Origin of the sequence: Roseburia sp. AF22-2LB, from assembly GCF_003461125.1 — a bacterium.
GTDB lineage: Bacteria > Bacillota > Clostridia > Lachnospirales > Lachnospiraceae > Roseburia_C > Roseburia_C amylophila.
The window spans coordinates 75,453-100,456 of sequence record NZ_QTWM01000008.1 but is presented as its reverse complement, the minus strand read 5'-3'; the positions used below and the strand labels follow the sequence as shown (position 1 = coordinate 100,456).

24 protein-coding genes are annotated in these 25,004 nt (G+C 41.7%); 20 read left to right on the top strand and 4 right to left on the bottom strand.

Annotation, left to right across the window (positions count from 1 at the left end; all coding sequences use genetic code 11):
• The first annotated feature begins 115 nt into the window (after window positions 1-115).
• From rpsF to DWX96_RS11545, 15 genes are all read left to right on the top strand, one after another.
• Complete coding sequence (gene rpsF, locus DWX96_RS11615) at window positions 116-406, top strand: 30S ribosomal protein S6 (RefSeq protein WP_022244268.1); 291 nt, start codon at window positions 116-118, stop codon at window positions 404-406.
• A 23-nt stretch (window positions 407-429) separates the two neighbouring features.
• A complete protein-coding gene (locus tag DWX96_RS11610; RefSeq protein WP_022244267.1) occupies window positions 430-870 on the top strand; it encodes a single-stranded DNA-binding protein in 441 nt (146 codons plus the stop codon).
• Between the two features lie 20 nt (window positions 871-890).
• Window positions 891-1,154, top strand: coding sequence for a 30S ribosomal protein S18 (gene rpsR, locus DWX96_RS11605; RefSeq protein WP_022244266.1), 264 nt, complete (start codon window positions 891-893; stop codon window positions 1,152-1,154).
• 281 nt (window positions 1,155-1,435) lie between these two features.
• Window positions 1,436-2,080 (top strand): hypothetical protein, encoded by a 645-nt coding sequence (locus tag DWX96_RS11600; protein ID WP_117842264.1) that lies wholly within the window; start codon window positions 1,436-1,438, stop codon window positions 2,078-2,080.
• A 319-nt stretch (window positions 2,081-2,399) separates the two neighbouring features.
• The gene (locus DWX96_RS11595) at window positions 2,400-3,227 is read left to right on the top strand and encodes a PD-(D/E)XK nuclease family transposase (protein ID WP_118057523.1); all 828 of its coding nucleotides are present in this window, start codon (window positions 2,400-2,402) and stop codon (window positions 3,225-3,227) included.
• A gap of 169 nt (window positions 3,228-3,396) precedes the next feature.
• Window positions 3,397-4,344: a substrate-binding domain-containing protein gene (locus DWX96_RS11590; protein ID WP_118057524.1), complete on the top strand. Its 948-nt coding sequence runs from the start codon at window positions 3,397-3,399 to the stop codon at window positions 4,342-4,344.
• Between the two features lie 29 nt (window positions 4,345-4,373).
• Window positions 4,374-5,228 carry a phosphate ABC transporter permease subunit PstC gene (pstC, locus tag DWX96_RS11585; RefSeq protein ID WP_117947479.1) on the top strand — a complete coding sequence of 285 codons (855 nt, stop codon included), beginning with the start codon at window positions 4,374-4,376 and terminating at the stop codon, window positions 5,226-5,228.
• A complete protein-coding gene (pstA, locus tag DWX96_RS11580) occupies window positions 5,228-6,094 on the top strand; it encodes a phosphate ABC transporter permease PstA (protein WP_117842260.1) in 867 nt (288 codons plus the stop codon). The genes pstC and pstA overlap by 1 nt, the downstream gene beginning before the upstream one ends.
• Window positions 6,091-6,849 (top strand): phosphate ABC transporter ATP-binding protein PstB, encoded by a 759-nt coding sequence (gene pstB, locus DWX96_RS11575; protein WP_117697924.1) that lies wholly within the window; start codon window positions 6,091-6,093, stop codon window positions 6,847-6,849. The genes pstA and pstB overlap by 4 nt, the downstream gene beginning before the upstream one ends.
• Window positions 6,850-7,494, top strand: coding sequence for a phosphate signaling complex protein PhoU (phoU, locus tag DWX96_RS11570; protein ID WP_118057525.1), 645 nt, complete (start codon window positions 6,850-6,852; stop codon window positions 7,492-7,494).
• 180 nt (window positions 7,495-7,674) lie between these two features.
• Entirely contained in the window at window positions 7,675-9,447 is a 1,773-nt protein-coding gene (locus DWX96_RS11565) for a Na/Pi cotransporter family protein (protein ID WP_118057526.1), read from the top strand.
• A 21-nt stretch (window positions 9,448-9,468) separates the two neighbouring features.
• On the top strand, window positions 9,469-10,143 hold the full coding sequence (locus DWX96_RS11560; protein ID WP_022244252.1) for a response regulator transcription factor: 675 nt from the start codon (window positions 9,469-9,471) through the stop codon (window positions 10,141-10,143).
• Window positions 10,144-10,151: 8 nt separating this feature from the next.
• Window positions 10,152-11,474 carry a sensor histidine kinase gene (locus DWX96_RS11555; RefSeq protein ID WP_118057527.1) on the top strand — a complete coding sequence of 441 codons (1,323 nt, stop codon included), beginning with the start codon at window positions 10,152-10,154 and terminating at the stop codon, window positions 11,472-11,474.
• A 218-nt stretch (window positions 11,475-11,692) separates the two neighbouring features.
• A complete protein-coding gene (locus tag DWX96_RS11550; RefSeq protein ID WP_118057528.1) occupies window positions 11,693-12,277 on the top strand; it encodes a manganese efflux pump MntP in 585 nt (194 codons plus the stop codon).
• A gap of 18 nt (window positions 12,278-12,295) precedes the next feature.
• A complete protein-coding gene (locus DWX96_RS11545; protein WP_117697919.1) occupies window positions 12,296-13,264 on the top strand; it encodes a calcium/sodium antiporter in 969 nt (322 codons plus the stop codon).
• 110 nt (window positions 13,265-13,374) lie between these two features.
• On the opposite strand, the gene DWX96_RS11540 is transcribed toward DWX96_RS11545, so the two are convergent.
• The gene (locus tag DWX96_RS11540) at window positions 13,375-14,616 is read right to left on the bottom strand and encodes a hypothetical protein (protein WP_118057529.1); all 1,242 of its coding nucleotides are present in this window, start codon (window positions 14,614-14,616) and stop codon (window positions 13,375-13,377) included.
• A gap of 529 nt (window positions 14,617-15,145) precedes the next feature.
• Here DWX96_RS11540 and DWX96_RS11530 point away from each other — a divergent pair.
• From DWX96_RS11530 to metG, 5 genes are all read left to right on the top strand, one after another.
• The gene (locus tag DWX96_RS11530) at window positions 15,146-15,511 is read left to right on the top strand and encodes a zinc ribbon domain-containing protein (RefSeq protein ID WP_118057531.1); all 366 of its coding nucleotides are present in this window, start codon (window positions 15,146-15,148) and stop codon (window positions 15,509-15,511) included.
• A gap of 126 nt (window positions 15,512-15,637) precedes the next feature.
• Complete coding sequence (locus tag DWX96_RS11525; protein WP_118057532.1) at window positions 15,638-16,840, top strand: BMP family ABC transporter substrate-binding protein; 1,203 nt, start codon at window positions 15,638-15,640, stop codon at window positions 16,838-16,840.
• Between the two features lie 10 nt (window positions 16,841-16,850).
• Window positions 16,851-18,554: a methyl-accepting chemotaxis protein gene (locus DWX96_RS11520; protein WP_118057533.1), complete on the top strand. Its 1,704-nt coding sequence runs from the start codon at window positions 16,851-16,853 to the stop codon at window positions 18,552-18,554.
• A gap of 105 nt (window positions 18,555-18,659) precedes the next feature.
• The gene (locus DWX96_RS11515; RefSeq protein ID WP_227701260.1) at window positions 18,660-18,842 is read left to right on the top strand and encodes a hypothetical protein; all 183 of its coding nucleotides are present in this window, start codon (window positions 18,660-18,662) and stop codon (window positions 18,840-18,842) included.
• 663 nt (window positions 18,843-19,505) lie between these two features.
• Window positions 19,506-21,506, top strand: a complete 2,001-nt coding sequence (gene metG, locus DWX96_RS11510) for a methionine--tRNA ligase (RefSeq protein WP_118057534.1) — start codon at window positions 19,506-19,508, stop codon at window positions 21,504-21,506.
• A gap of 128 nt (window positions 21,507-21,634) precedes the next feature.
• Here the strand turns inward: metG and DWX96_RS11505 are convergent, their stop codons facing one another.
• From DWX96_RS11505 to DWX96_RS11495, 3 genes are read right to left on the bottom strand one after another with little or no spacing between them, the layout of a single operon-like run.
• Window positions 21,635-22,810, bottom strand: a complete 1,176-nt coding sequence (locus tag DWX96_RS11505; RefSeq protein ID WP_118057535.1) for an ABC transporter permease — start codon at window positions 22,808-22,810, stop codon at window positions 21,635-21,637.
• Window positions 22,797-23,966, bottom strand: a complete 1,170-nt coding sequence (locus tag DWX96_RS11500; protein WP_117842131.1) for an ABC transporter permease — start codon at window positions 23,964-23,966, stop codon at window positions 22,797-22,799. Before DWX96_RS11500 ends, DWX96_RS11505 begins: the two co-directional genes overlap by 14 nt.
• A 12-nt stretch (window positions 23,967-23,978) precedes the next feature.
• A complete protein-coding gene (locus DWX96_RS11495; protein WP_118057536.1) occupies window positions 23,979-24,920 on the bottom strand; it encodes an ABC transporter ATP-binding protein in 942 nt (313 codons plus the stop codon).
• Window positions 24,921-25,004: the final 84 nt, after the last annotated feature.

Genomic DNA, 25,004 nt, shown 5'->3' with positions numbered 1-25,004 from the left:
GAAAAACACTTGCGAAACGGGTCGGATTATGCTATCATATAGGCTCGTGATATGTAAAAATTCCTTGCTTCCCGCATAGACAGGAGGCCAGAGACCAAAAGGAGGTAAATCTAGCATGAACAAATATGAATTAGCACTTGTTGTGAATGCCAAGATCGAAGACGATGTCAGAACTGCTACAGTTGAGAGAGCAAAAGAGTATATCACTCGTGCAGGTGGAACTGTAACAGAAGTAGAAGAGTGGGGTAAGAAGAAATTAGCTTACGACATTCAGAAAATGAGCGACGGCTTCTACTATTTCATCCAGTTCGAGGCAGAATCATCTGTTCCGGCAGAAGTAGAGCAGAATGTTCGTATTATGGACAACGTACTTCGTTTCTTATGCGTTAGAAAAGACGAGGCATAAATAGAAGAGAAGGAGAAAGTGGTATGAATAAAGTTATACTTATGGGACGTTTAACAAGAGACCCGGAGGTTCGTTACTCCAGCGGAGATAACCAGATGGCAATCGCAAGATATTCACTGGCTGTAGACCGCAGAGGCAGACGTGAAGGGAATGATGGGCAGACCGCTGATTTTATCAACTGCGTGGCATTTGGAAGAGCAGGAGAGTTTGCTGAGAAATATTTCCATAAAGGAATTAAGGTACTTGTAACAGGTCGTATCCAGACCGGAAGTTACACCAACAAAGACGGTCAGAAAGTATATACCACTGATGTCATAATAGAAGAGCAGGAATTTGCTGAGAGTAAATCAGCATCCGACAATGCAGGCGGTTTTGCACCGGCTGACAGACCTTCACCAAGCAGTGCAGGCGATGGATTTATGAATATCCCTGACGGAATTGATGAGGAATTACCATTTAACTAAATCAATAGGAGGTAATAGCCATGGCTTTCAATAAGACAGACAGAGATGGTGCGCCAATGAGAAGAAGAGGCGGAATGCACAGAAGAAAGAAAGTTTGTGTTTTCTGTGGAAAAGACAACACCATCGATTATAAAGATGTAAATAAGTTAAAAAGATATATCTCTGAGAGAGGAAAAATCCTTCCAAGAAGAATCACAGGAAACTGTGCAAAACATCAGAGAGCATTGACAGTTGCTATCAAGAGAGCACGTCATATCGCAATTATGCCTTACGTTCAGGATTAATCCTGAAACCGGCAGGTACACAGCGTATACAAAAGGATGATTCGAAAGAATCGTCCTTTTTGTACTTTACAGGAAATTGCTTTCCTGTAAAGTACAAACCGCTCCGCGAGGATGTACCTTGGCACATTCTTTGTTCCATGTAGCGAGAAAATCGCATGCTTGCATACAGATTTAAAACCAGAGAAGTAAAATCGGTTGCGAAATAGAATAAGGTATGGTATATTATTCCATGTAACTGTGTTAATGCGCTAAAGAACAATGAATGTAAGGGAGAAATTATCATGAAAACATTGAAGAAAGCATTAGTAACTGGTTTAGTTGCCGTAATGATGGTAGTAAACCTGGCTGGCTGTGGAAAATTTGATGCAGCAGCTTATGTAGAGTCATGCCTTGATCTTTTAACAAAAGGAGAGACAGAGCAGTACATGAAAATGACCGGCCGAAGCAAAGAGCAGGCAGAATCTGATTACGAATCTAACATCGATGCTATGATGACAGAGATGGATCAGTTCAACTTATCCGATGAGTTAAGCAACAGCTATCGTCAGCTTTTTAAAGATGTATATGCAAAAGCAAAATACACCGTAAAAGATGCTGAGAAGATGGACGACAAAGACGGATATTATGTAACTGTTGAAATTGAGCAGATGACAGGTCTTTTCAACGGAATCCAGGAAGAACTTATGACAGAGTTCACAGAGTGGGCAAATTCCTTTGATGCAGATGCTTATCCAACAGAGGATGAAATGTATGAACAGATGTATCAGATGATGTATGATCTTATGAGTGCAAGAGTAGACAGCATCACATATAATGATCCACAGGAAGTTGTTGTAGAAGTGATTGGAGAAGACAACGTATACAGCATTTCTGATGGAAGCATGACAGAGCTTGATGAAGCATTATTAGATGTAGCAACAGAGTAATTAAAATCAGAAATCATTATTAATAAGAAGAAGGCAGGTAATTGCAAAAGCAGTTACCTGCCTTCTTCTTATTAATAATTTTATAAATGTTTTACTTGTTTTCTTTAAGGGCATTTGTTACAATCAACACAAAGCATATATTCTAATTTTCGAATGGCAAAAGCCAATCTAAATTTCTGGTATCAATTCAATGAATTCTATGCTTTTAAATTCTAATTACAATTAATGAACGCATAGTGCATTGGATAGGCGGAATTTCAGAATCGAAAATGAGATATGCAGTCCTGCTTTTCCGTGCATTATGGGAAAAGGAGGAAACATGAAAACTTTAGAAGAACTAAATCTGGTGGATGACTTTCTGGTAAACAGCCTGACCAGCCACAAAATTTATGGGGAACAGTCGGCGAGATACATTTTGGAATGTATTCTGCATCGGCAGATAGGAAAGCTTACGGTAGTGCCACAACGTTTCTTCTGCGGAGAGAATACAGAGACTCACGGCATTCGGCTGGATGTATATCTGGATGAAGAAAACGGAGAAATCTTTGATATAGAACCAGACCAGAATGACGGGAAAGAAGAAATCGTATCACTGCCACGAAGAGTCCGGTTTTACCATGCGAAGATTGACGCAGGCAATCTGACGGCAGGGGATACCTATGGGAGTCTTCGGAATGTCATCGTAATCTTTATTACAACTTATGATCCCTTTGGATTGAATCGTATGGTGTATACAATCAAAAATGGATGTATCGAAGTACCGGAATTAGAATATGAGGATGGCGCACAGACGATATTCTTGTATACAAGGGGAAGGGAAGGAAACCCGCCGGAGGAATTAAAACAGCTACTGCATTACATGGAGCATTCATCCATAGAGAATGCTCCATCTGAAAACTTGAAAAAGTTACATCGGATGGTAACGGCAGTTAAGCGGGATGGAGAGGTAGGTCTTGCATATATGAAGAGTTTTGAGAGAGAAGAGCGGATTCGAAAACAAGGCGAAGCAGAAGGAAAAGCAGAGGAAATCATACGTCTTGGTCGCCGATTTGAAAAATCCAAAGATGAGATAGTGGAATTATTAAAGGAAGAATTAGGCGTAAAAGAAGAAAATGCACTGGAAATTTTAGAAATGTATGATAAATAAAGAAGAACTACATTAAAATATTGAAAGCAGGCATATCATAGTTTTGATATACCTGCTTTTTTACATACAATTTACAAAACCATAGCTTTGTATTTTACGTTCCCCCGTTATGATAACAATTGTCACGAAGACGAGAAAAAAAAGAACAAATCATTTTGGAGGAAAGAAAATGAAGAAGAAATTATTATCCGTAATGCTTGTAGGAGCATTAGCAATCAGCGCATTAACAGGATGTGGAAACAAAGAAACCGCATCAGATGACAGCCAGAAGACAGGCACAACAACAGAGGCAGACAGCAGCAGTGATGCAGCAGATACATCAGATTTTGATAACAGTGAAATGATTAACGTACAGTCCAGAGAAGATGGTTCCGGAACAAGAGGAGCATTTATCGAGCTGTTTGGTATCGAAGAGAAAGATGCCGATGGAAATAAAATTGATAACACAACAGAGGAAGCAAACATCACAAACAGTACAGAAGTAATGCTTACATCCGTAGCTGGTGATGAATATGCAATCGGTTATGTATCACTTGGTTCTTTAAATGATACCGTAAAGGCATTAAAGATTGACGGAGCAGAAGCAACAGCAGAAAACATCAAAGCCGGTACATACAAAATCGCAAGACCATTTAACATTGCAACGAAAGGTGATGCAACAGGACTTGCAGCAGATTTCATCAACTACATCATGAGTGATGAAGGACAGAAAGTAATCGAAGACAATGGTTATATTTCACAGGGAAGCAACGGAGCATTTACATCCGATGGTTCTACCGGAAAAATTGTAGTAGCTGGTTCTTCTTCCGTAACACCAGTAATGGAGAAATTAATTGAAGCATACAAAACAATCAACAAAGATGCAGAAATTGAACTTCAGGAATCTGATTCTACAACAGGTATGACAGCAGCAATGGAAGGAACCTGTGATATCGGAATGGCTTCCAGAGAATTAAAAGACAGCGAAACAGAAGGCGGACTTACCGCACAGGTAATCGCAATGGATGGTATCGCAGTAGTAGTAAATAACAGCAACCCAATGGATGAGATGAGTTCAGATAATGTAAAGGATATCTTCACAGGTGCAGTAACAACCTGGGATGAAGTTGCAAAATAAATCTGCAAGTAGGATAAGGTAAGAACAGTATGAATAATTTCAAAGAAAAAGCAATGAAAATAGTATTCTTACTCACAGCCAGTTTCTCCATACTGGCTGTTGCCTTAATCTGTGTTTTCCTTTTTGCAAATGGAATACCGGCAATCAAAGAAATTGGATTGCCGGATTTTCTGCTAGGTACAAAATGGAAACCGGGAAATAACCTCTACGGGATCTTCCCGATGATTTTAGGCAGTATCTATGTAACCGCCGGAGCAATTGTGGTGGGAGTACCAATTGGAATCTTAATGGCAATCTTTATGGCGAGATTTTGCCCGAAGAAGCTTCACAGCTTCTTAAAGCCGATGATAGATCTGTTAGCAGGAATCCCGTCCATCGTATATGGATTCTTTGGCCTGGTAGTCATAGTACCATTTGTAAGAGAACATTTTAAAGGAAACGGAAACAGTATATTTACCGCATCGATTCTTCTTGGAATCATGATACTTCCAACGATTATCAGTGTATCGGAAGCTGCAATCCGTGCAGTGCCGGAGCATTATTATGAAGGTGCACTGGCACTTGGCGCAACCCATGAGCGGAGTGTTTTTAAAACCGTGGTTCCGGCAGCCAAATCAGGAATTATGGCAGCAGTCATCTTGGGAATCGGCCGTGCCATTGGTGAGACCATGGCGGTTATGATGGTAGTAGGTAACCAGGCGCGTATTCCGAACAGTATATTTAAGGGTGTACGTACCCTGACAACAAATATCGTAATTGAAATGGGTTATGCAACGGACCTGCACCGTGAGGCATTGATTGCAACCGGCGTTGTACTGTTTGTATTTATCCTTATTATCAATCTGGTATTTTCAATTGTAAAAGGAAAGGCGGATAAAGAATAATGACAAAATTCAAAGATAAAATGAATTCTTATAAAAAGCATCCGGGTTCCTTCCTTTTATTACTGCTGGTAGTAGCAGCGGCAATTATAACAGTAGCAGTATTACTTTATCTGGTGGCGTACATATTGATTCACGGTGTGCCATATTTAAAACCAGGTCTTTTCGCACTGGAATATAATTCGGATAACGTATCCATGCTTCCGGCAATGATAAATACACTGGAAATGACACTGTTTTCCCTGCTTTTTGCAGTGCCGCTTGGAATCGGAGCCGCAGTTTATCTGGTGGAATATGCACCGAAGGGAAGTAAACTGGTTAAAGTAGTCAGAATTACGGCAGAGACCTTAACGGGTATCCCTTCTATTATATACGGTCTGTTTGGTATGTTATTTTTCGTAACTTATCTGCACTGGGGTTATTCCATGTTAGCCGGTGCGGCAACCCTTGCCATTATGGTATTGCCGGTTATCATGCGAACCACAGAAGAAGCATTACTCTGTGTACCGGATACCTACCGGGAAGGAAGCTTTGGATTGGGAGCCGGAAGACTTCGTACGGTATTCCGTATCGTACTCCCATCTGCGATGCCTGGAATCTTGTCCGGAATCATTCTGGCAGTAGGACGAATTGTAGGAGAGACCGCAGCACTGATTTATACTGCAGGAACGGTAGCAGACCTTGCACCGAATCTGATGGCATCCGGACGAACTTTGGCCGTTCATATGTATTCCCTTTCCAGAGAGGGCTTACATACCAATGAAGCTTATGCAACCGGCGTAGTCCTTCTGGTCATTGTATTACTGATAAATGGTGTATCAACGTTGATAGCCAGGAAATTCACGAAAGGAGATGGAGAAGTAAAATGAGTGAGCAGGCAAAATTTTCTGTCAAAGGACTTGACTTATATTACGGAGATTTCCACGCATTAAAAGATGTGAATCTTGATATCAATGCAAAAGAGATAACTGCATTTATCGGACCATCCGGTTGTGGAAAGTCAACATTTTTAAAAACATTAAACAGAATGAATGATTTGGTAGAGGGCTGTAAGATTACCGGAGACGTAAGATTAGACGGTGAAAATATATACAGCGGCATGGATGTCAGCCAGCTTAGAAAGCGTGTGGGAATGGTATTCCAGAAGCCAAATCCATTTCCGATGAGTATCTATGACAACATTGCATACGGTCCGAGAACCCACGGTATCCACAACAAAGCCAAATTAAATGAAATCGTGGAGACATCCCTGCGTCAGGCAGCTATCTGGGATGAAGTAAAGGATCGTCTGAATAAGAGTGCATTGGGAATGTCCGGTGGACAGCAGCAGAGACTTTGTATTGCAAGAGCACTGGCAGTACAGCCGGAAGTAATCCTGATGGATGAGCCGACTTCTGCACTGGATCCGATTTCCACTTCCAAAATTGAGGATCTGGTAATCGAATTAAAAAAAGATTATACCATTATTATGGTAACCCACAATATGCAGCAGGCAACCCGAGTATCGGATAAAACCGTATTTTTCTTATTGGGAGAGATTATTGAGAGTGGAGATACCGAAAAATTATTCTCCGTTCCAACAGACAAACGGACAGAAGATTATATTACAGGGAGGTTCGGTTAAATGCGTAATCGTTTTGACAGACAGCTAGAACAGTTAAACAATGAATTAATCCAGATGGGAAGCATGATAGAGCATGCCATTGAAATGGCAGTTTCTGCCCTGGTAAACCAGGATACGGAAAAAGCCAAGGAAGCAATGGCATATGATGTGGAAATCGACCATCAGGAGCGTGATATTGAATCCTTATGCATGAAGCTTTTATTGCAGCAACAGCCGGTGGCAAGAGATTTGCGCCTGATTTCTGCAGCATTAAAAATGATTACCGATATGGAGCGAATCGGTGACCATGCCGGTGATATTTCCGAGATGACACTGCTGATGTCTGATGAACCGTATATCATCAGCCCGGAAGAGATTCAGGGTATGGCAAAGGAAACCACAGACATGGTTATCAAGAGCATTGATGCTTTTGTAAAACGCGATATGGAGCTGGCAAAGAAAGTAATCGCACAGGATGATATTGTGGATGACCTTTTCATGAAAGTAAAACAGGATTTAATCCAGATGATCAATAAAAGTGCAGAAAATGGCGAGCAGGCAGCAGATATTCTTATGGTAGCCAAGTATTTTGAGCGAATCGGAGATCATGCGACCAATATTGCGGAGTGGGTCATCTATTCTATTACGGGAAGTCATATTGACTAAAAATTCTTAGACAAAAGAGAAAAAATAAGTACATTTTTTACACTGCTTATACATAATTCTTACAAACTGATAAAATATCCTTGCAAAAAGTCTCTAAAGTGTATATGGTGTATATGTAAGACGAAAAATATGTAAAAAATTGAAAAGTCTATGCATATTACCATGCATAAGGAGGACAAAATGGATATTTTTGGAATACTGACACTGATTGGAGGATTGGCCCTGTTCCTGTATGGAATGGATGTTATGGGAGCTGGGCTGGAGAAAGTATCAGGAGGCAAGTTAGAACGGATACTGGAGAAATTAACTTCCAATCCGCTGAAAGGTGTATTATTAGGAGCCGGAGTAACTGCTGTTATTCAGTCATCTTCAGCAACTACCGTAATGGTAGTTGGTTTTGTAAATTCCGGAATTATGAAACTTTCCCAGGCAATTGGTATTATCATGGGTGCCAATATCGGTACAACGGTAACATCCTGGCTCTTAAGTCTGACCGGAATAGATAGTGGAAATGTATGGATTAATCTCTTAAAACCATCTTCTTTTACACCGGTTCTTGCGATGATAGGTATTGTTTTAATGATGACCGGAAAGAAAAGCAAGAAAGCTGATGTAGGGGAGATTTTATTAGGCTTTGCAGTATTGATGACCGGAATGGAAAGTATGAGCGGAGCAGTAAAACCGTTGGCTGATGTTCCTGAATTTACCAATATACTGACTATGTTCCATAATCCAATTTTAGGAATTCTGGTAGGAGCACTTCTGACAGCGGTGATTCAGAGCTCGTCCGCATCTGTAGGTATACTGCAGGCACTGTCTGTAACAGGAGCATTTACTTATGGCTCAGTTATTCCGATTATTTTAGGACAGAATATCGGAACCTGTGTTACAGCTATGATTTCTTCTGTTGGAGCAAACCGGAATGCAAAGCGAACTGCTTTTGTGCATCTGTATTTTAATATTATTGGTACCGTATTGTTTCTGACATTATATAGTATTTTGAATGCAGTTATTCATTTTCCGTTTGCAAATGATACAGTTGGTGTAGCAGGAATTGCACTGATTCACAGTATCTTTAATATGTTTGCAACTGTAGTTTTATTCCCGTTTACAAAAGGACTGGAGAAGCTGGCATATCTGACACTTCCGATTACAGAAGAGGAAAAGAGCAAGACGGGAGTACAGGAGTTTCCATTATTAGACGACCGTTTTCTTGCAACACCATCCTTTGCCATTGAGCAGTGCCACAGTATGTCCATTGAGATGGCGAACCTGTCCAAGGATTCCTTCTTAGAAGCAATCGGACTTTTGGAGAATTATACACAGGAAGTAGCAGATGACATTATCGCAAAGGAAAATCTCGTAGATAAATACGAAGACAAGCTGCGTGCTTATCTGACCAAGTTAAGCAGTCAGAATCTGACCTATGCAGACAGCCAGAATGTATCTACGCTGTTACATTGTATTACAGATTTTGAACGTATTTCGGATCATGCAGCGAATATCGTAGATTCCATTATCGAGATGAAAAAGAAGGAGCTGGTTTTCTCTAAGAAAGCAGAGGAAGAAATGCATGTATTTGGAAAAGCAGTAGAAGACATTCTCTGCCGTACCATGACTGCATACACTGCCGATGATGAAGAGCTGGCTAAGACCGTAGAACCGTTAGAGCAGGTTATTGATGAATTAAATAAAGCAATTAAGAAACGACATATCAAACGTCTCCGGAAAGGAAAATGTTCTATCGAGTTAGGACTGGTGCTGGCAGATATCGTTACCAACTATGAGCGTGTATCTGACCATTGTTCCAACATTGCAGTCTGCCTGATCCAGGAACAGGATAAAGATGTAGAAGAGCATGACCTGACGGCACATATGGATGAAGAAGACAATAGAAAATTTGCAGAGCAGATAAAAGAATATACAGAAAAATACGCTTTGCCGGAAAAATAAAAAAGCCGGGAGGAAAATGCAATGGCACTTATTTATATCGTAGAAGATGATATAAACATACGGGAAATCGAACGTTATGCACTAAAAAACAGTGGATTTGAAGTAGAGGAATTTGATAACGGAAAAGATTTCTTCCAGAGAGTGTCAGAGCAGGCACCATCCCTGATGCTGTTAGATATTATGCTGCCGGGAGAGGATGGACTGGAAATTTTAGGCCGTGTCCGGAAAAATCCGGCAACAGAAAAGACTCCTGTGATTATGGTAACGGCAAAGACCACAGAGATTGATAAAGTCCGTGGACTGGATATGGGTGCAGATGATTATATCAGTAAGCCTTTTGGCGTTATGGAGCTGATTTCCAGAGTGAAAGCATTACTCCGCCGCACCGAAAAGGAAGATGATGGTGATACATTAGCCTGTGGAAGCATAGAGATTGATAATAAGCGTCACAGCGTAACCGTTCAGGGAGAAACCTGTGAGCTTACTTTTAAAGAATTTGAACTATTAAAATACCTTATGATAAACCAGGGCATTGTATTATCCCGTGACAAGCTGATGAATCAGGTCTGGGGATTTGAATACGAAGGAGAAAGCCGTACTGTAGATATGCACATAAAGACGCTCCGGCACAAGCTTGGCGATGGCGGACAACAGATTAAAACCGTCCGCAATGTGGGCTATGTGATGGAGCCATAGGAGCATTCATGAAGAAAAAAATAAATATACGATTTATTATGATAGCAGCGCTTGCCATTGTGGTCACAGCGCTGTCTGCTATGTTAGTGTATTATAATATTTTAAAAGAGCAGGTATTTGGAGATTTGAAAGCCTATGCCCATGTGATAGAGCTTTTGAATATAGATGACCTTGCAGCAGGAATAGAAAAAGACCCGTATAATCCCATCGATGATGACCTTCGAATCACATTGATTGGAACAGATGGGGAAGTATTATATGAAAGTCTGTTAAATAAAGACGAGATGGACAATCATAATGAACGCCCGGAAATTATTGAAGCAAGGGAAAAAGGTGAAGGCGAAGCCGTCCGTTACTCGGCCACTTCCGGAACCCATACTTTTTACTATGCGGAGCGTTTACAGAATGGAAATGTGCTTCGAATCGGAAGGGATTCCGTCAGTGTAAACCGTATTATGGTAAATACTTTAGTGATTGTACTGGTAATTGCACTTGGCATTCTCTTTGTCTGTATGGGAATTTCCCATTATCTGACGAAGAAGCTGGTAGAGCCTATCGAGAAGCTGGCAACGAATATTATGCTGGTAGATGAAAATAATGTATATGAAGAAATCCGGCCTTTTGTGAATACTATTAAGGAGCAGCACGTCAATATTATCAATAATGCGCAGCTTCGCCAGGAATTTACCGCGAACGTATCCCATGAATTAAAGACACCGCTGACGGCAATTTCCGGTTATGCGGAGTTAATCGGAAACGGAATGACCGGCAAAGAGGATACCATCCGCTTTTCCAAAGAGATACATTCCAATGCCAACCGTCTGTTAAGCCTGATTAATGATATTATAAAGCTTTCAGAACTGGATGAAGCAGACCACCAGATGGAAATGGAAAGAATCGACCTTTATAAACTGGCAGAGAACTGTGTGCAGATGATGCAGGTGACAGCAGAGAAGCAGGGAATCAGGCTGACGTTGCAGGGAGAAAGCACCATGGCCATGGCAAACAAGGGACTGATGGATGAAGTCTTTTATAATCTTTGCAGCAATGCCATCCGCTATAATAAGCCAGGCGGAAGTGTTACAGTAACGGTAGGAACAAAGGATGAGCGTCCGTTCTTAAGTGTAGCGGATACCGGAATCGGAATTCCAAAGGAATGCCAGGAACGTGTATTTGAGCGGTTTTACCGGGTAGATAAGAGCCGTTCGAAATCCACCGGCGGAACAGGACTTGGACTTGCCATTGTAAAGCATATTGTGGCACAGCATAATGCTGCCCTTCACTTGGACAGTGAGCTGGATGAGGGAACCACCATAGAAATTGTATTTTAGGAAGAACAAGAATGGAAAGAATTGACATAAATTATCATTTAGCGTATATTTGAATAACAATCCGTGAGGGAGTAGTTCGCGTGAATACGTGATTTGTCAACAACCTCGGTCTGATGAAGGCCTGGCAAATCTTAATGAATGAGACTCATGTATGCAGCACAGGATAACTGCATACATGCAGTCTCATTTTAAATATACTATCGGAGGAAATTGTGTTTATGGTAATGTTCTTTACACTCTTACTGATGGGAGCAGGTCTTTCGATGGATGCTTTTGCAGTGTCTATTTGTAAGGGACTTTCCATGCGGAAGGTAAACAAAAAGCAATCTCTTGTAATTGGCTTATTCTTCGGAGGATTCCAGGCACTGATGCCATTTATCGGCTGGCTACTGGGAAGCCGGTTTGAACAGTATATTACAAGCATTGACCACTGGATTGCATTTATCCTGTTAGGATTTATCGGTGGAAAAATGGTAGTTGAGGCAATCCGGGAAAAGGATGAAGCAGTAGAAGTCAGGAAAATGGATCCGCCACTGGATTTAAAAGAGATGTTTATTCTGGCAATCGCAACCAGCATCGATGCCCTTGCCGTTGGAATCACATTTGCATTTTTGCAGGTGCCAATCGTTGAGGCAGTTTCCATCATCGGAATTACGACCTTTGTGATTTCTGTCATTGGTGTATATGTAGGAAACTTCTTTGGAAACAGATATAAGAAGAAGGCGGAATTGGCCGGCGGTATTATTCTTATCTTAATCGGAGTTAAGATTTTACTGGAACATCTTGGAATTTTGGCATTTTAAAAGAAGGAGGAATATAATATGACAACAATCTGGACATATGTATTACTGGTAGTTGGTTTTGTACTGTTAATTAAAGGAGCAGATTTCTTTGTAGAAGGAAGTTCGGGAATTGCAAAGAAATTAAAGGTGCCATCGTTGATTATCGGACTTACGATAGTGGCAATGGGAACGTCCCTGCCGGAATGTGCCGTCAGTGTGGCAGCATCTATTTCCGGAAACAATGCCCTGGCAGTCAGTAATGTAGTTGGCTCAAATATCTTTAACCTGATGGTGGTTTGTGGCTTCTGTGCCGTAATTACACCGCTTGCAGTAGGAAAAAAGACCTTAAAGCAGGAATTTCCGTTTTCTGTGCTTATGGCAGCCCTGCTTTTAGTGCTGGGTTACATTGGAATGAGTGTTGGCAGAATAGATGGTGTGATTTTATTGATTTTCTTTGCTCTCTTCATGTTCTGGATGGTGCGTTCTGCATTAAAGGCAAGAACAGCAGGAATTACAACAGATGCTTCCGAGGAAGCAGATGAGATTGAACGCGCAAAGCCAATCCCGGTATGGCTCTGTCTTGTATACATTGTGGGTGGAGCAGCAGCCATTGCATTTGGTGGCGACATGGTAGTAGACAGTGCGTCTGCTATTGCAGCAGCATTTGGTTTGAGCCAGAATTTAATCGGACTTACGATAGTAGCAATGGGAACGTCATTACCGGAACTGGTAACCTCTATTGTGGCAGCCCGTAAAAATGAAGTAGATATGGCTCTGGGAAATGTCATTGGTTCTAATATTTTCAATATCCTTTTTGTTCTTGGTATTGCCGCAGCCATAAGTCCGGTCGCATTTATCATGGAAAATGTGATTGATATTGTAATTTTAATTGCAATGAGCATAATGGTACTGCTGTTTGCCTGGAGCAGGCAGAAAATAAACCGCATTGAAGGAGCAATTATGCTGCTTTCCTATGCGGGATATATGGTCTATATCTGTATGAGATAATATATTTGATAAGAAATAAGAAGCCCGTTTTTGTGGGCTTCTTATTGTGTTATGCGCGCAGCAAAAATATCTGTAAGAAGCTGCCGGTGGCAGATTCTACAGGATGCTGACTAATTTTCCGATTCTTCTAACTGGGAAAGTACATTATTAAGCTGGAAGGTGGAGCTGTCTATCAGGTCCGGAATGGAACCTAAGTATTCCAGATGAAAGCCGGCATAGCGGAAGAAATAGGTTGTTCTTAATCCATCATCCGGGATGGCAAGCTCGATATATTCATCTGTTGTATCAAGGTCAATGAGATAATATTCATTTGTTATATCGGAGGCAGCACTGCGGGACAGTGTAAAGTCGCCATTATAAAGCATTTCAGAATAATCGGTTCCATCTACCGTCAGGGTAGAAGAAAGCATTCCCGTTTCTTCGTTGTAAGTAGTGTCGTAGTAGACGGCATCCATTTCTCCGTTTCCATCCATATCTGCAGAAACAGCAGACCCCATTAAAGCGTTCAACTGAAAATTACCGGTGTAATGATATTCAGCCTTCAGGGCATTCAGCTGCTGATAAGGAACGGAAAATAAAAGTGTATCGGAATAAGACGGTGTAATAGCACCATGATTGGCGATAAAGGTAATACCGCCTTTGGTAAAATACCAGTTGCCATCCCTCAGTACATGTTCCAAAAGGTTCGAAGATACATCGGAGCCGTCATGTTTGGCAAGCTGGCTTACTTTGCCGTAGTTCGGTAACAAAAGCTGCTGGTTAATAAAAGAAAGTGCACTGTTTATCAGGGCATTGGAATCTGTAGCAATATCAGAAAGAGTAAGTGTTTTGCCATTTTCCAGATCATAATTAAACCCACCATAAGCAGCACTGTGGGTCTCCTCACTGGTAAATTCTTTTCTGGTACTCTCAAAAGAGATAATCCGGCTGTCCTGTCTGGTACAGGAAAAATCCTCATCTAAGTGATAGGCGGAAAAGGAATCCGGTGACGCAGCAAAAGAAATTCTTGCGGAAAGCAGACTTTCTAATCGGGCATCCTGGAAAGCATCCAGTTCTTCGTTTAAAGATTGTGTAATGGTTTTGGAAATCTTCGGATGACCGTCTATGGTCACCGTTGGTTTCTGATAGGAGGTATATAATAAAACAGTAGATAAATCATCGGCATGATAAGTCTCTGTTTTGGAATTAAATGTTATTGTTACCGGGTCATTCCGGGACTGTTCTGTTGACTCTTCTGTAGCGTCCGGCTGTTCACTGCCGGAATCCGTCTGTACAGAAGACTGTTTCTTCCCACCACATCCGCAAAAGACCAGGGTGGCAATACAAATCAGGGCAATAAATCTTTGCTTCATAGATATCTCCTTGTGGTTCGCATTCGTACCTAGAGTATAGCACATTTTATCTGGAAAAATCTTTAAAAAAGAATGAAGTTTTCCGGGGAAAGCGTTAGGGGGTGAAAGAAGCGTAATGTCCGTGCTGTTCAGTGAGTCCGAATGCGACATAAGGGCGGCAAGGGGCACTAAGAATTTCGAAGGGATATGAGATTGACTGGCAACCGGCGTAAATTCACATCCATGTTCATCTGCGCCTCACCGGCACGTCCCTGTGCCGGCGTTGCCTGGCACTATCCGAAATTCCAAGTGCCCCTAGCTGCTCTTATCATGCATCCGCACTTTGCTGAACAACACGGACATTTGGCATTCCAAGTGCCCCTTGCCGCCCTTTTATCGCGTCCGGACCCGGTAAACGGTGCAGACATCCGTTTGACCAAAATTTTATTCTTTTTTAAAATTCGCCCAATTGAAAAGCAATATCAAGAGGTATATAATCAGGTAAAGTGCGGACGCACAGGGGAATATAGTAAGAAAAGGAGGATACACAATGGATTTTTTTGACCGCATGGGAGAGAAACTGGTAACTGCAGGAAAGGATGTCACACAGAAGGCAAAGGATTTATCCGGAACTGCAAAGTTAAACTTTGACATCAAGGCAAAAGAGGATTTTATTGAAAAGCAGTATGCACAGATTGGAAAGCTTTATTATGAAGACCACAAGGAAGAAGCAGATGGTGCATATGGACAGCAGATGCAGGTAATTGCAGAGGCATTTGCAGCAATTGACCATATGAAAGAGGAAGTATTAAAGATTAAAGGAGCGCGTCAGTGCCCGCAGTGTGGCGCTACTGTGCCGGAGGACACAGAGTTCTGTGGAAAATGTGGAGCAAAACTGAATATCTTTGAAGATTAGTGGACAACCTACCCATTTGTTTTGAGAAAATCATACCAATGGGTAGGTTGTTTTATGAAAAAACATAAGATATAATAAATGGTATACCAATAGGGAAGAGAAAGGTATAGGGAGGTGCAGCAATTTATGAAGAAACGAATGATAAAGCTGACCGGTGCTTTATTACTGGTAGCCAGCTTGGTTTTTTCCGGGTGCGGGAAAAGCACGCAGTTAGACGATTATGCTACCAATGAAGGCAGTGACAGCGTAGAAGAAGGCACGGAAGCAGTGGCGGATAACACATCGGGTGATACCGGGGGGATACCGAAGGATGAGATTAAGGTAGGTGTCATTCATCTATCCGATCCGGCAGAGGGAAGTGGTTATACATATACCCATGATCTTGGTATTCAGGGAATGCAGCAGAACTTAAATCTTTCCGATGACCAGATTGTGCGTAAAATTAATATTTCGGATACTGATGCAGATGCAACCAGAGCAGCAATACAGGAATGCATTGACGAAGGCTGTAATATTATTTTCGCCACAAGCTGGGGGTATATGGAGACCACCGCAGAGATGGCAGAAGAATATCCGGATATTTATTTTTCACATGGAACCGGATATATGAGCAACGGAAAGAATTTTAATAATTATTTTGGAAGAATTTATCAGGCACGTTACTTGAGTGGAATCGTAGCGGGCATGAATACCAAGTCCGATAAAATCGGTTATGTGGCAGCGATGGATTCTTCAAATTCAGAGGTAACTGGTGGAATAGATGCATTTGCACTGGGAATATATTCTGTCAATCAGAATGCAAAGGTCTATGTAAAAGTTACAAACAGCTGGTTTGATCCGGACGGAGAGAAGGCGGCAGCAGAGACGCTTCTTAACATGGGCTGTGATGTAATTGCACAGCATTGTGATACAGAATATCCGCAGACATTGGCACAGGAAAGAGGTGTTTATAGTATCGGTTATAATTCTGATATGAGTAAAAATGCACCGGAGGCTTGTCTTTGCAGTGTTATCTGGAACTGGAGTGCCTATTATACATCAGCAGTGCAGAGTGTTATCGACGGAACCTGGGATGGCAGCAATTATTATGGTGGAATGAATGAGAACCTGGTAGGACTTACGTCGCTTGCTGATTTCTGTGCAGATGGAACTGAGGAGAAAGTTGAGGAGGCAAAGGCAGCAATTCTTTCCGGGGAAAATGGCGTGTTTGATGGTGTAATTGAGACCAATACCGGAGAAACCGTAGGAAAAGAAGGAAAAACATTAGATGATGCGACAATTACCGGAGGAATAGACTGGTATTTTAAGACGGTTGAAGTGGTAGAGTAGGGGGATGCAAATGAATCTAAAGAAAAAAATTCTGGCAATTACAATTGGACCGGTATTGATATTAGGAATTATCACCATACTATTTACCGTAACCATGGTAAAGAATTCCATGATGGATGAGATAAAGGATGCATTAAAGGGAACCGCTGCCGCAACGTTGGCAGCATATGACCAGAATACCGGAGATTATCTTGAAACCAGCAATGGGGACATCTGGAAGGGAAGTTACAATATTTCCAAATCAGAGAATCTGGTAGACCGGATTAAAGATAATACCGGAATGGATGTAACTTTTTTCTATGAAGATAAACGAATCATGACTTCAGCAACGGATGAGAATGGAAATCGTATCTTAAAATCCAAAGCAGGAGATGTCATTGTAGAAAAAGTATTAAATGGTGGAGAAGAATATTTCAGTCAGGCAGTATCTATAGAAGGAACTTTAAATTATGGTTATTTTATGCCGGTATATCAGAATGGCTCCGATACAGATATTGTGGGAATGGTATTCGTAGGAACCAATAAGCAGGATAAAGATGCTGTTGTAATGCGGCTTTTAGGATCGATTGTGGCAGCGGTGGTGGCAATTATGCTGGTCTGCCTGATTGTCAGCACGAAGCTGGCAAGCACTATCAGCAGGAATATCAGAACCAGTATTAAAACGGTGGAGAAGATTGCAGCAGGCGATTTGAATGTACAGGTGAATAATAAGCTGCTTAAGAGTAAGGATGAAATCGGAGACCTTTCCAGAGTTACGATTACCCTGCGTGATGCGATGCAGCGGACAACACTTGAAATCAATCAGAATGTGCAGAAGTTGTTAGAGGCATCTTCTCTGCTTGGAACAGCGGCCGATAATACCAATGGAACCATGAATAAGGTGCGCACAGCCGTAAACCGTATTGTAGAAAATTCTACGGAGCAGGCAGAGAATTCAAAGAGTACCTCAGAACATATGCGGCTGATGGGAGATAATATAACAGAGACTTCTGCTGAGGTGGAGGCATTAAACAGCAATGCGGCATTTATGCATGAATCCAGTGAAAAAGCAGCGGAGACACTGGCAAATCTTCAGCGCATCAATGGCGAAGTAGAGCAGATTATCGGAGAAGTACAGGAGCAGACCAACCGTACCAACGATTCTGTCCAGCAGATTTACAAAGCAACCGCATTTATCGCATCGATTGCAGAAGAGACAGATTTACTTAGTCTGAATGCATCCATAGAGGCAGCCAGAGCAGGAGAGAACGGAAAAGGATTTGCCGTAGTTGCAGAACAGATTAAGAAATTATCTGAGCAGTCCAATCAGTCCAGCAACGAAATTGAAGAAACAGCCATGATGCTGAGCGAGGATTCCCAGAAAGCTGTTGAGATTATGCAGAAAATGCAGGAAATCATTATGAGCCAGAGTGAGAGCATGCAGGATACCCAGAAGGTGGTGGAAGAGGTTGTGGCACAGATAGCCAATTCCATGCAGAGTATCCAGCAGATTAAAGAGACCACAGAGCATCTTGCGAATGTGAGAAATGAGGTTCTGCAGGCAGTTGAGACTCTTTCTAATATAGCGCAGGACAGTGTATCCGGAACGAAAAAGACTTACGAAGATACGGAAGAGGTTGTAGATACCTTTAAGCAGGTATACATGAGCGCAGAGCAGCTTCGTGAGATTGCTGACCAGCTGGCAGGAAGCGTACAGTATTTCCATGTGGAATAAATATACAACCATAGCAATTCTAAAATTGTGAAAAAGTGCCTTTGAAATCGCAGACTGAAAAGTTTATCATAAAAAGCGAAAATATGCGGTGTCAGAGGTGAGAAAATGTATCCAATTGGAGCATATATTGTAAAATCAACAAATGGAGTATGCAAAATAAAGGACATTGTAAATCCGGATTTTGTAGCAGATTCCAACAAATTGTATTATAAAGCTAATCTATCAGAGGAAAAAGACGCGCCAGGAGCAGGGAAAGAAAACAACTACAGTAGATGGACGTTATTTTAATCTGGCAGAAAATCTTCTCTATTCTGAACTTGAATTAGTATTGCAGAAAAATAAAGATGAGATTTACCAGATGATAAAGGCAATTTGTGAAGCTTAAGGATATCGGATGGTCCGGTTGCAAAGGTTGACTTTTCAAATAAATTGTGTTAGTTTTACACCTAGATGATAAACGCAAGGAAGAAGAGAGTACATTTATCGGAATTGTACAGAGAGTTCCAATAAACCGCAGGGTTTAGCTGAGATGGAATCAAGGGCGATAGATGGAAGATGGCTTTGGAGTGGCGGGGCTGAATCTTAAGAGACAAAGCTTCGACAGGACCGCCTGTTATAGCGGGAAGTATTGCAGGATACTTCATGAGGCACATATTGTAAGGTATGTGTAAAATAGAAGTGGTAACACGGATAACACCCGTCTTCTTTCATTAGAAGACGGGATTTTTTTTCGCGAGTAGCGATGAAAATGCCGTGCTTGCACGAGCATTTGAGGAGCACCGCGAAAACCTGTGAAACGAAGTTTCTCAGGTCGCGAGTAGCGAAGCAGCTCGCAGGAACGCTTGAGAAATACCGCGAAAACCTGTGAAACGAAGTTTCTCAGGTCGCGAGTAGCGAAGCGGCTCGCAGGAACGCTTGAGGAGCACCAAAAGTATAAAAAGGAGAATGAAGATGAGCAGCAAAGGAAAGTTTTACATGACCACCGCGATTGCCTACACATCAGGTAAACCGCACATTGGAAACACTTATGAGATTGTACTGGCAGACGCAATCGCAAGATACAAGAGACTGGAAGGCTATGATGTATATTTCCAGACCGGTACCGATGAACATGGACAGAAGATTGAATTAAAGGCAGAGGAAAAAGGAATTACACCGAAGCAGTTCGTAGACGAAGTTGCCGGAGAAGTAAAGAGAATCTGGGATTTGATGAATACTTCTTATGATAATTTCGTGCGTACTACCGATGAAGACCATGAGACACAGGTTAAGAAGATTTTTAAGAAACTTTATGATAAAGGTGATATTTATAAGGGTTCCTATGAGGGACTTTATTGTACTCCATGTGAGTCTTTCTGGACAGAATCCCAGCTGGTAGATGGAAAATGTCCGGACTGTGGTCGTGAAGTACAGCCGGCAAAAGAAGAAGCATATTTCTTTAAAATGAGCAAATATGCGGACCGGTTAATCGAATATATCAATGAGCATCCGGAGTTTATCCAGCCGGTATCCCGTAAGAATGAGATGATGAATAACTTCCTGCTTCCGGGACTTCAGGATTTATGTGTATCCAGAACCTCATTTTCCTGGGGAATTCCGGTAGACTTTGATCCAAAGCATGTAGTATATGTATGGCTGGATGCACTGACCAACTACATTACCAAGATTGGCTATGATGCAGATGGCAATTCTTCCGATTTATTCAAGAAGAACTGGCCGGCAGATTTACACTTAATAGGAAAAGATATCATCCGTTTCCATACCATTTACTGGCCGATTTTCTTAATGGCATTAGACCTGCCACTGCCAAAGCAGGTATTTGGACATCCATGGCTCTTACAGGGTGGCGAGAAAATGAGCAAATCCAAGGGAAATGTAATCTATGCTGATGATATGGTAGACCTCTTTGGTGTAGATGCAACCCGTTATTTCGTATTGCATGAGATGCCATTTGAAAATGATGGAATCATTACCTGGGAGCTGGTTGTAGAGCGTTTCAATTCCGACCTTGCCAACATCCTTGGAAACCTGGTAAGCCGTACCATTTCCATGAGCAATAAATATTTTGACGGTGTCGTAAAGAGCACCGGAGTCACAGAAGAAGTAGATAATGACTTGAAGGCAGTCGTAACCGGCGCAAGAGATAAGATTGCAGATAAGATGTCCGGACTTCGTGTGGCAGATGCCATTACAGAAGTATTTAATGTATTCCGCCGCTGCAACAAATATATTGATGAAACAGCCCCTTGGGTACTGGCAAAGGATGAAGCAAAGAAAGACCGCTTAAGCGAAGTGCTTTACAATCTGACCGAGTCCATCACTATCGGCGCAAGCCTTTTAGCAAGCTTTCTGCCGGAGACCGCAGAGAAAATCGCAGCGCAGCTTAATACAGGACTGCGTGGATTTGATGAGCTGAATCAGTTTGGACTTTATCCAAATGATAATAAAGTAACGGAGAAACCGGAGATTCTCTTCGCAAGATTAGACCCGAAGGAAGTAATGCCGAAGGTAGAAGCAATCCGCGCTGCCCAGAAAGCAGAATTCGAAGCAGAGCAGAAAGCATTAGGCAAAGAAGTTGAGACAGAAGCAAAAGCAGATGCCGCTGTCATCGACATTGAGCCAAAGGAAGAAATCACTTATGATGATTTTATGAAAATGCAGTTCCAGGTTGGTGAAATCATCGAGTGTAAGGCAGTAGAGAAATCCAAGAAATTACTGTGTTCACAGGTAAGAATCGGAAGCCAGGTAAAACAGATTGTATCCGGTATCCGCAAACAGTACACACCGGAAGAAATGGTCGGCAAGAAAGTTATGGTATTAGTAAACTTAAAACCGGCAAAACTTGCAGGTGTATTATCTGAAGGAATGTTACTTTGCGCGGAGGATGAAAATGGAGAATTAGCACTTCTGACACCGGAAAAGGATATGCCGGCAGGAGCAGAAATCTGCTAATTATAAGATTTTCAGATTAGCTGCATAAAGAAAGAGCATATAAGGGAATAGCTATAGAAAGAAGCCCCGGAAGAACATTGTAAATTAGTTCTTCCGGGGCTTTCTGTTGCCAAAGCTACTGTAGATAATTATGCGTTGCGGCTGCGTTTCTGGTATTTGCTGGAAACCAGATAAATACAGAATATTGCGACGAAGAAGCCAAACTGGATACCGATAAAGCGCCAGTATTTCGCAGTGGTAAGTATTTCATCCGATATACCGCCCAGCATGGAATTGAGGCGGATATACCAGTAGGTTGGAAGAAAATGCGCCACAGCAAGAACACCTTTTCCCAAAAGGTATTGCGGAACGAAGATTCCGGAGAGGAAACTCAATCCCAGGGAGGCAACATTTGCAATCATACTGAGGGACTGCTGTTTGAGTGCAAAAGTACTTACAAGGAGCGTAAGTGCTATGGAAAACAGCAGAACCATGGCACTGTTTAAAAGAGAGTGGAGTCCGTTTATCGAGAACAGAGTGTCTGGTCCGTAGATAAAAAGTGCAGTCAGGATAAAGAGCAGCCATACAAAGAGACTGAATACGATACATCCTAAAGTAATCTGCGCATTTCTGGACTTTAAGGAAAGAGAGGAGCAGGAAATCCTTGCACCTAAATCTTTCTGGTTAAAGGTCATCAGAATAGGAGTCATACCAAGTAACAGCATATTAATGAGTACATAAGGAAGATACTGGAAGAAATAGGTAAGTCCAATCTGTGCACCATCCGTTTCCTTTTCTTCAAGCTTAAGAACCGTAGTATCGTTTCCTTTGGAAAGTGATTCACTGGATTTTGTTACTGCTTCGGAAAGAGAGAAGCCACCAGCCATAAATAAGCGGACACTGGAAAGATACTCAGTTACCTGCTGGTCTACAAAATAGCCATTGGAGTTGTCCTTTCGCATGGAAACCGGAAGGAAATCTCTGGCATCAGAATCAGTAAGCTGTTCTTCAAAACCTTCCGGGATGGTTAAAATATAGTCAACCTTTTGATAATAAAGGGCATCCTGTAAGGTCATAGTATCCGTATCCTTTAAAGTGACCGGATTGTGCATGGAGGAAAGATAATCACTTAAAGCGTGGCTTGCAGTGCTGTTATCCTCGTCAATAATATAAATGTCTGCCTTTGTGGCAGTAAAAGAAGTTTCATGGTCGGATGCTCCGATTTTACTCATGGCAATTACAACAACGGTAAAAATAATATAGTATAAAAGCACCGAAGGAAATTTCTTCTTTGCAATTTTCAGAAAAGTTTTAAATACTTGCATATCTTTTCCTCCTTGTCAGTAAGAATCCACCCAAACAGAAGAGAGCGGAAATGCCAACCAGTGTCAGAATACATTGGTAATACTGGTTTAGGTTATCCTGAATGCCCAGTGTATAGAAGGCACGGGAAATCAGGGCAGCCGGTGAAATCCGGTTGATAACCGGGCAGGTATTCTCGACAATGATCCACATATTTCCAACCATAAGCCCGCTTAAGAAGCAAAGCAGCAGACTGCCGGAGACAAGAATTCCCTGTTTTGTTCCCTCGGAAAAGGCTCCGATGGAACCTACGAAAAAGCCCATGGTAGTTCCGGTCAGACAGCCGACAAATACCGTCAGGATTGCCAGTGGGAGATGGTAGGTTAAATCAATCTTAAGCACCAGTACAATAAATGCAAAGGAAACCAGATTACAGATAAACTGGAATATCACATTGGAAAAAAGCTCTGCTATAATGACCTTCATTTTATGAACCGGAGAGACATTGCGTCTTGCACCAATGGCGGAGAGATTTCCCTGGTTATTGAGGGAAACATACAGTCCGGAAAGGCTGGTAAAGAGGCATGCCATAGCTATCAGATTGTAAAAGTACTGTGTATAAGTATCGGTATTATGTTTGTTTAAAGAAACTTCTTTGGTATAAGTAACCTGCTCAGAGAGACTTTGAAGCAGTGCTTCTAAGTTCTCCGGGTGATTTTTTGCAGTATCCGCAATGGCAGAAACCGAGGAATTGTACTGCTTTACAAATGCCTGCAAAATACTCTGATTCATGCGGACGGTATCAGAGCTAGAAGAAGAAACCGTAAGGGAAAGTGTGACTGTATCCGATGCAGAATTGTCTGTATACAAAATGCCATCCACCGTCTGGTCCTTTAACAGGGAAACGGCTTTTTCTTCTGTGCAGTAGGTTGGAACAAAGAGGGCAACGCCATCTTTTAATTCCGTTTTTTCTAAAAAGGTCTTGATATTTTTTAATGCATCCGAATTATTTTCTTCTACAACAGCAATGGAAACCGGCTTTTGTATTTCGGAACTGCTGATATTGGAAAATGCTACCTTGAACATAATGCCAAGCAGAATCGGAAAAAGCAGTATCCAGAACATCTGCTCCCTATTTCTAAGGAGAATCCGGAAATGATATTTCATGATTTGAAGCATATCTTTCTCCTCCTAGTCTCTTAATTCTTTGCCGGTAATCTCTAAGAATACATCATTTAAGGTCGGAAGCTCGGAATACACTTTTCCGAAGGTAATCTCATGCTGCTGCAGATAATCCAGCACATGAATGAGATTGTGGCTTCCACCGCTGCATAAAACAGTCAGCATGTGATTTTCGTAAGTCACTTCATAAACATGTTTTAAAGCACGGATTTCATCGATTGCTGTATCCGGCAGGTCTAAGATATCAATGGAAATACTTTCACTCTTCTTAATCATCTGCTTTAATTCATCCTTCGTGCCGATGGCAAGATTTTTTCCTTTGTCCATAATGGCAATCCGGGAACAAATCTGCTCCACCTCTTCCATGTAATGGGAAGTGTAAATGATGGTGGCACCGTTCCGGTTCAGCTCCACGATTCCCTCAAGAATCTTATTCCGGCTCTGCGGGTCAACGGCAACGGTCGGCTCATCCATGATAATCAGCTTTGGTTTATGGGCAATGCCGCAGGCAATATTTAACCGCCTTAAAAGTCCGCCGGATAACTTCTTTGGAAAGAATTTACGGAAATCATCTAAGCCTACAAAAGCAATGGCTTCCTCTACATACTGTTTCCGGAGTGCTTTATCTTTTACATAAAGCCCACAGAAATAATCAATGTTTTCATATACCGTCAGTTCATCCACTACGGCAACGTTCTGCATAACAACGCCGATTTGCCGCTTCAGGTCATAACTATCCGGGTTCATCTTTTTCCCAAATACTTCAATGTTTCCTTTGTCATAGGAAAGCAGGGAAAGAAGGCAGTTGATGGTCGTAGTCTTGCCGGAACCGTTTGGACCGAGCAGACCGAAAATCTCACCTTCTTCAATCTCTAAGTTAAAGTGGTCTAATGCTACAAGCTCTTTGTAGCGTTTCACCAGGTTTTCTATTTTTACAACTGGGGTACTCATAGGTTTCCTCCTTTTTTAGGTTGATTGGTTGTGCAGGCGATTGCGAGAGAAGAAAAGAAATTTATAAAAACTGTTTTGCTGTGT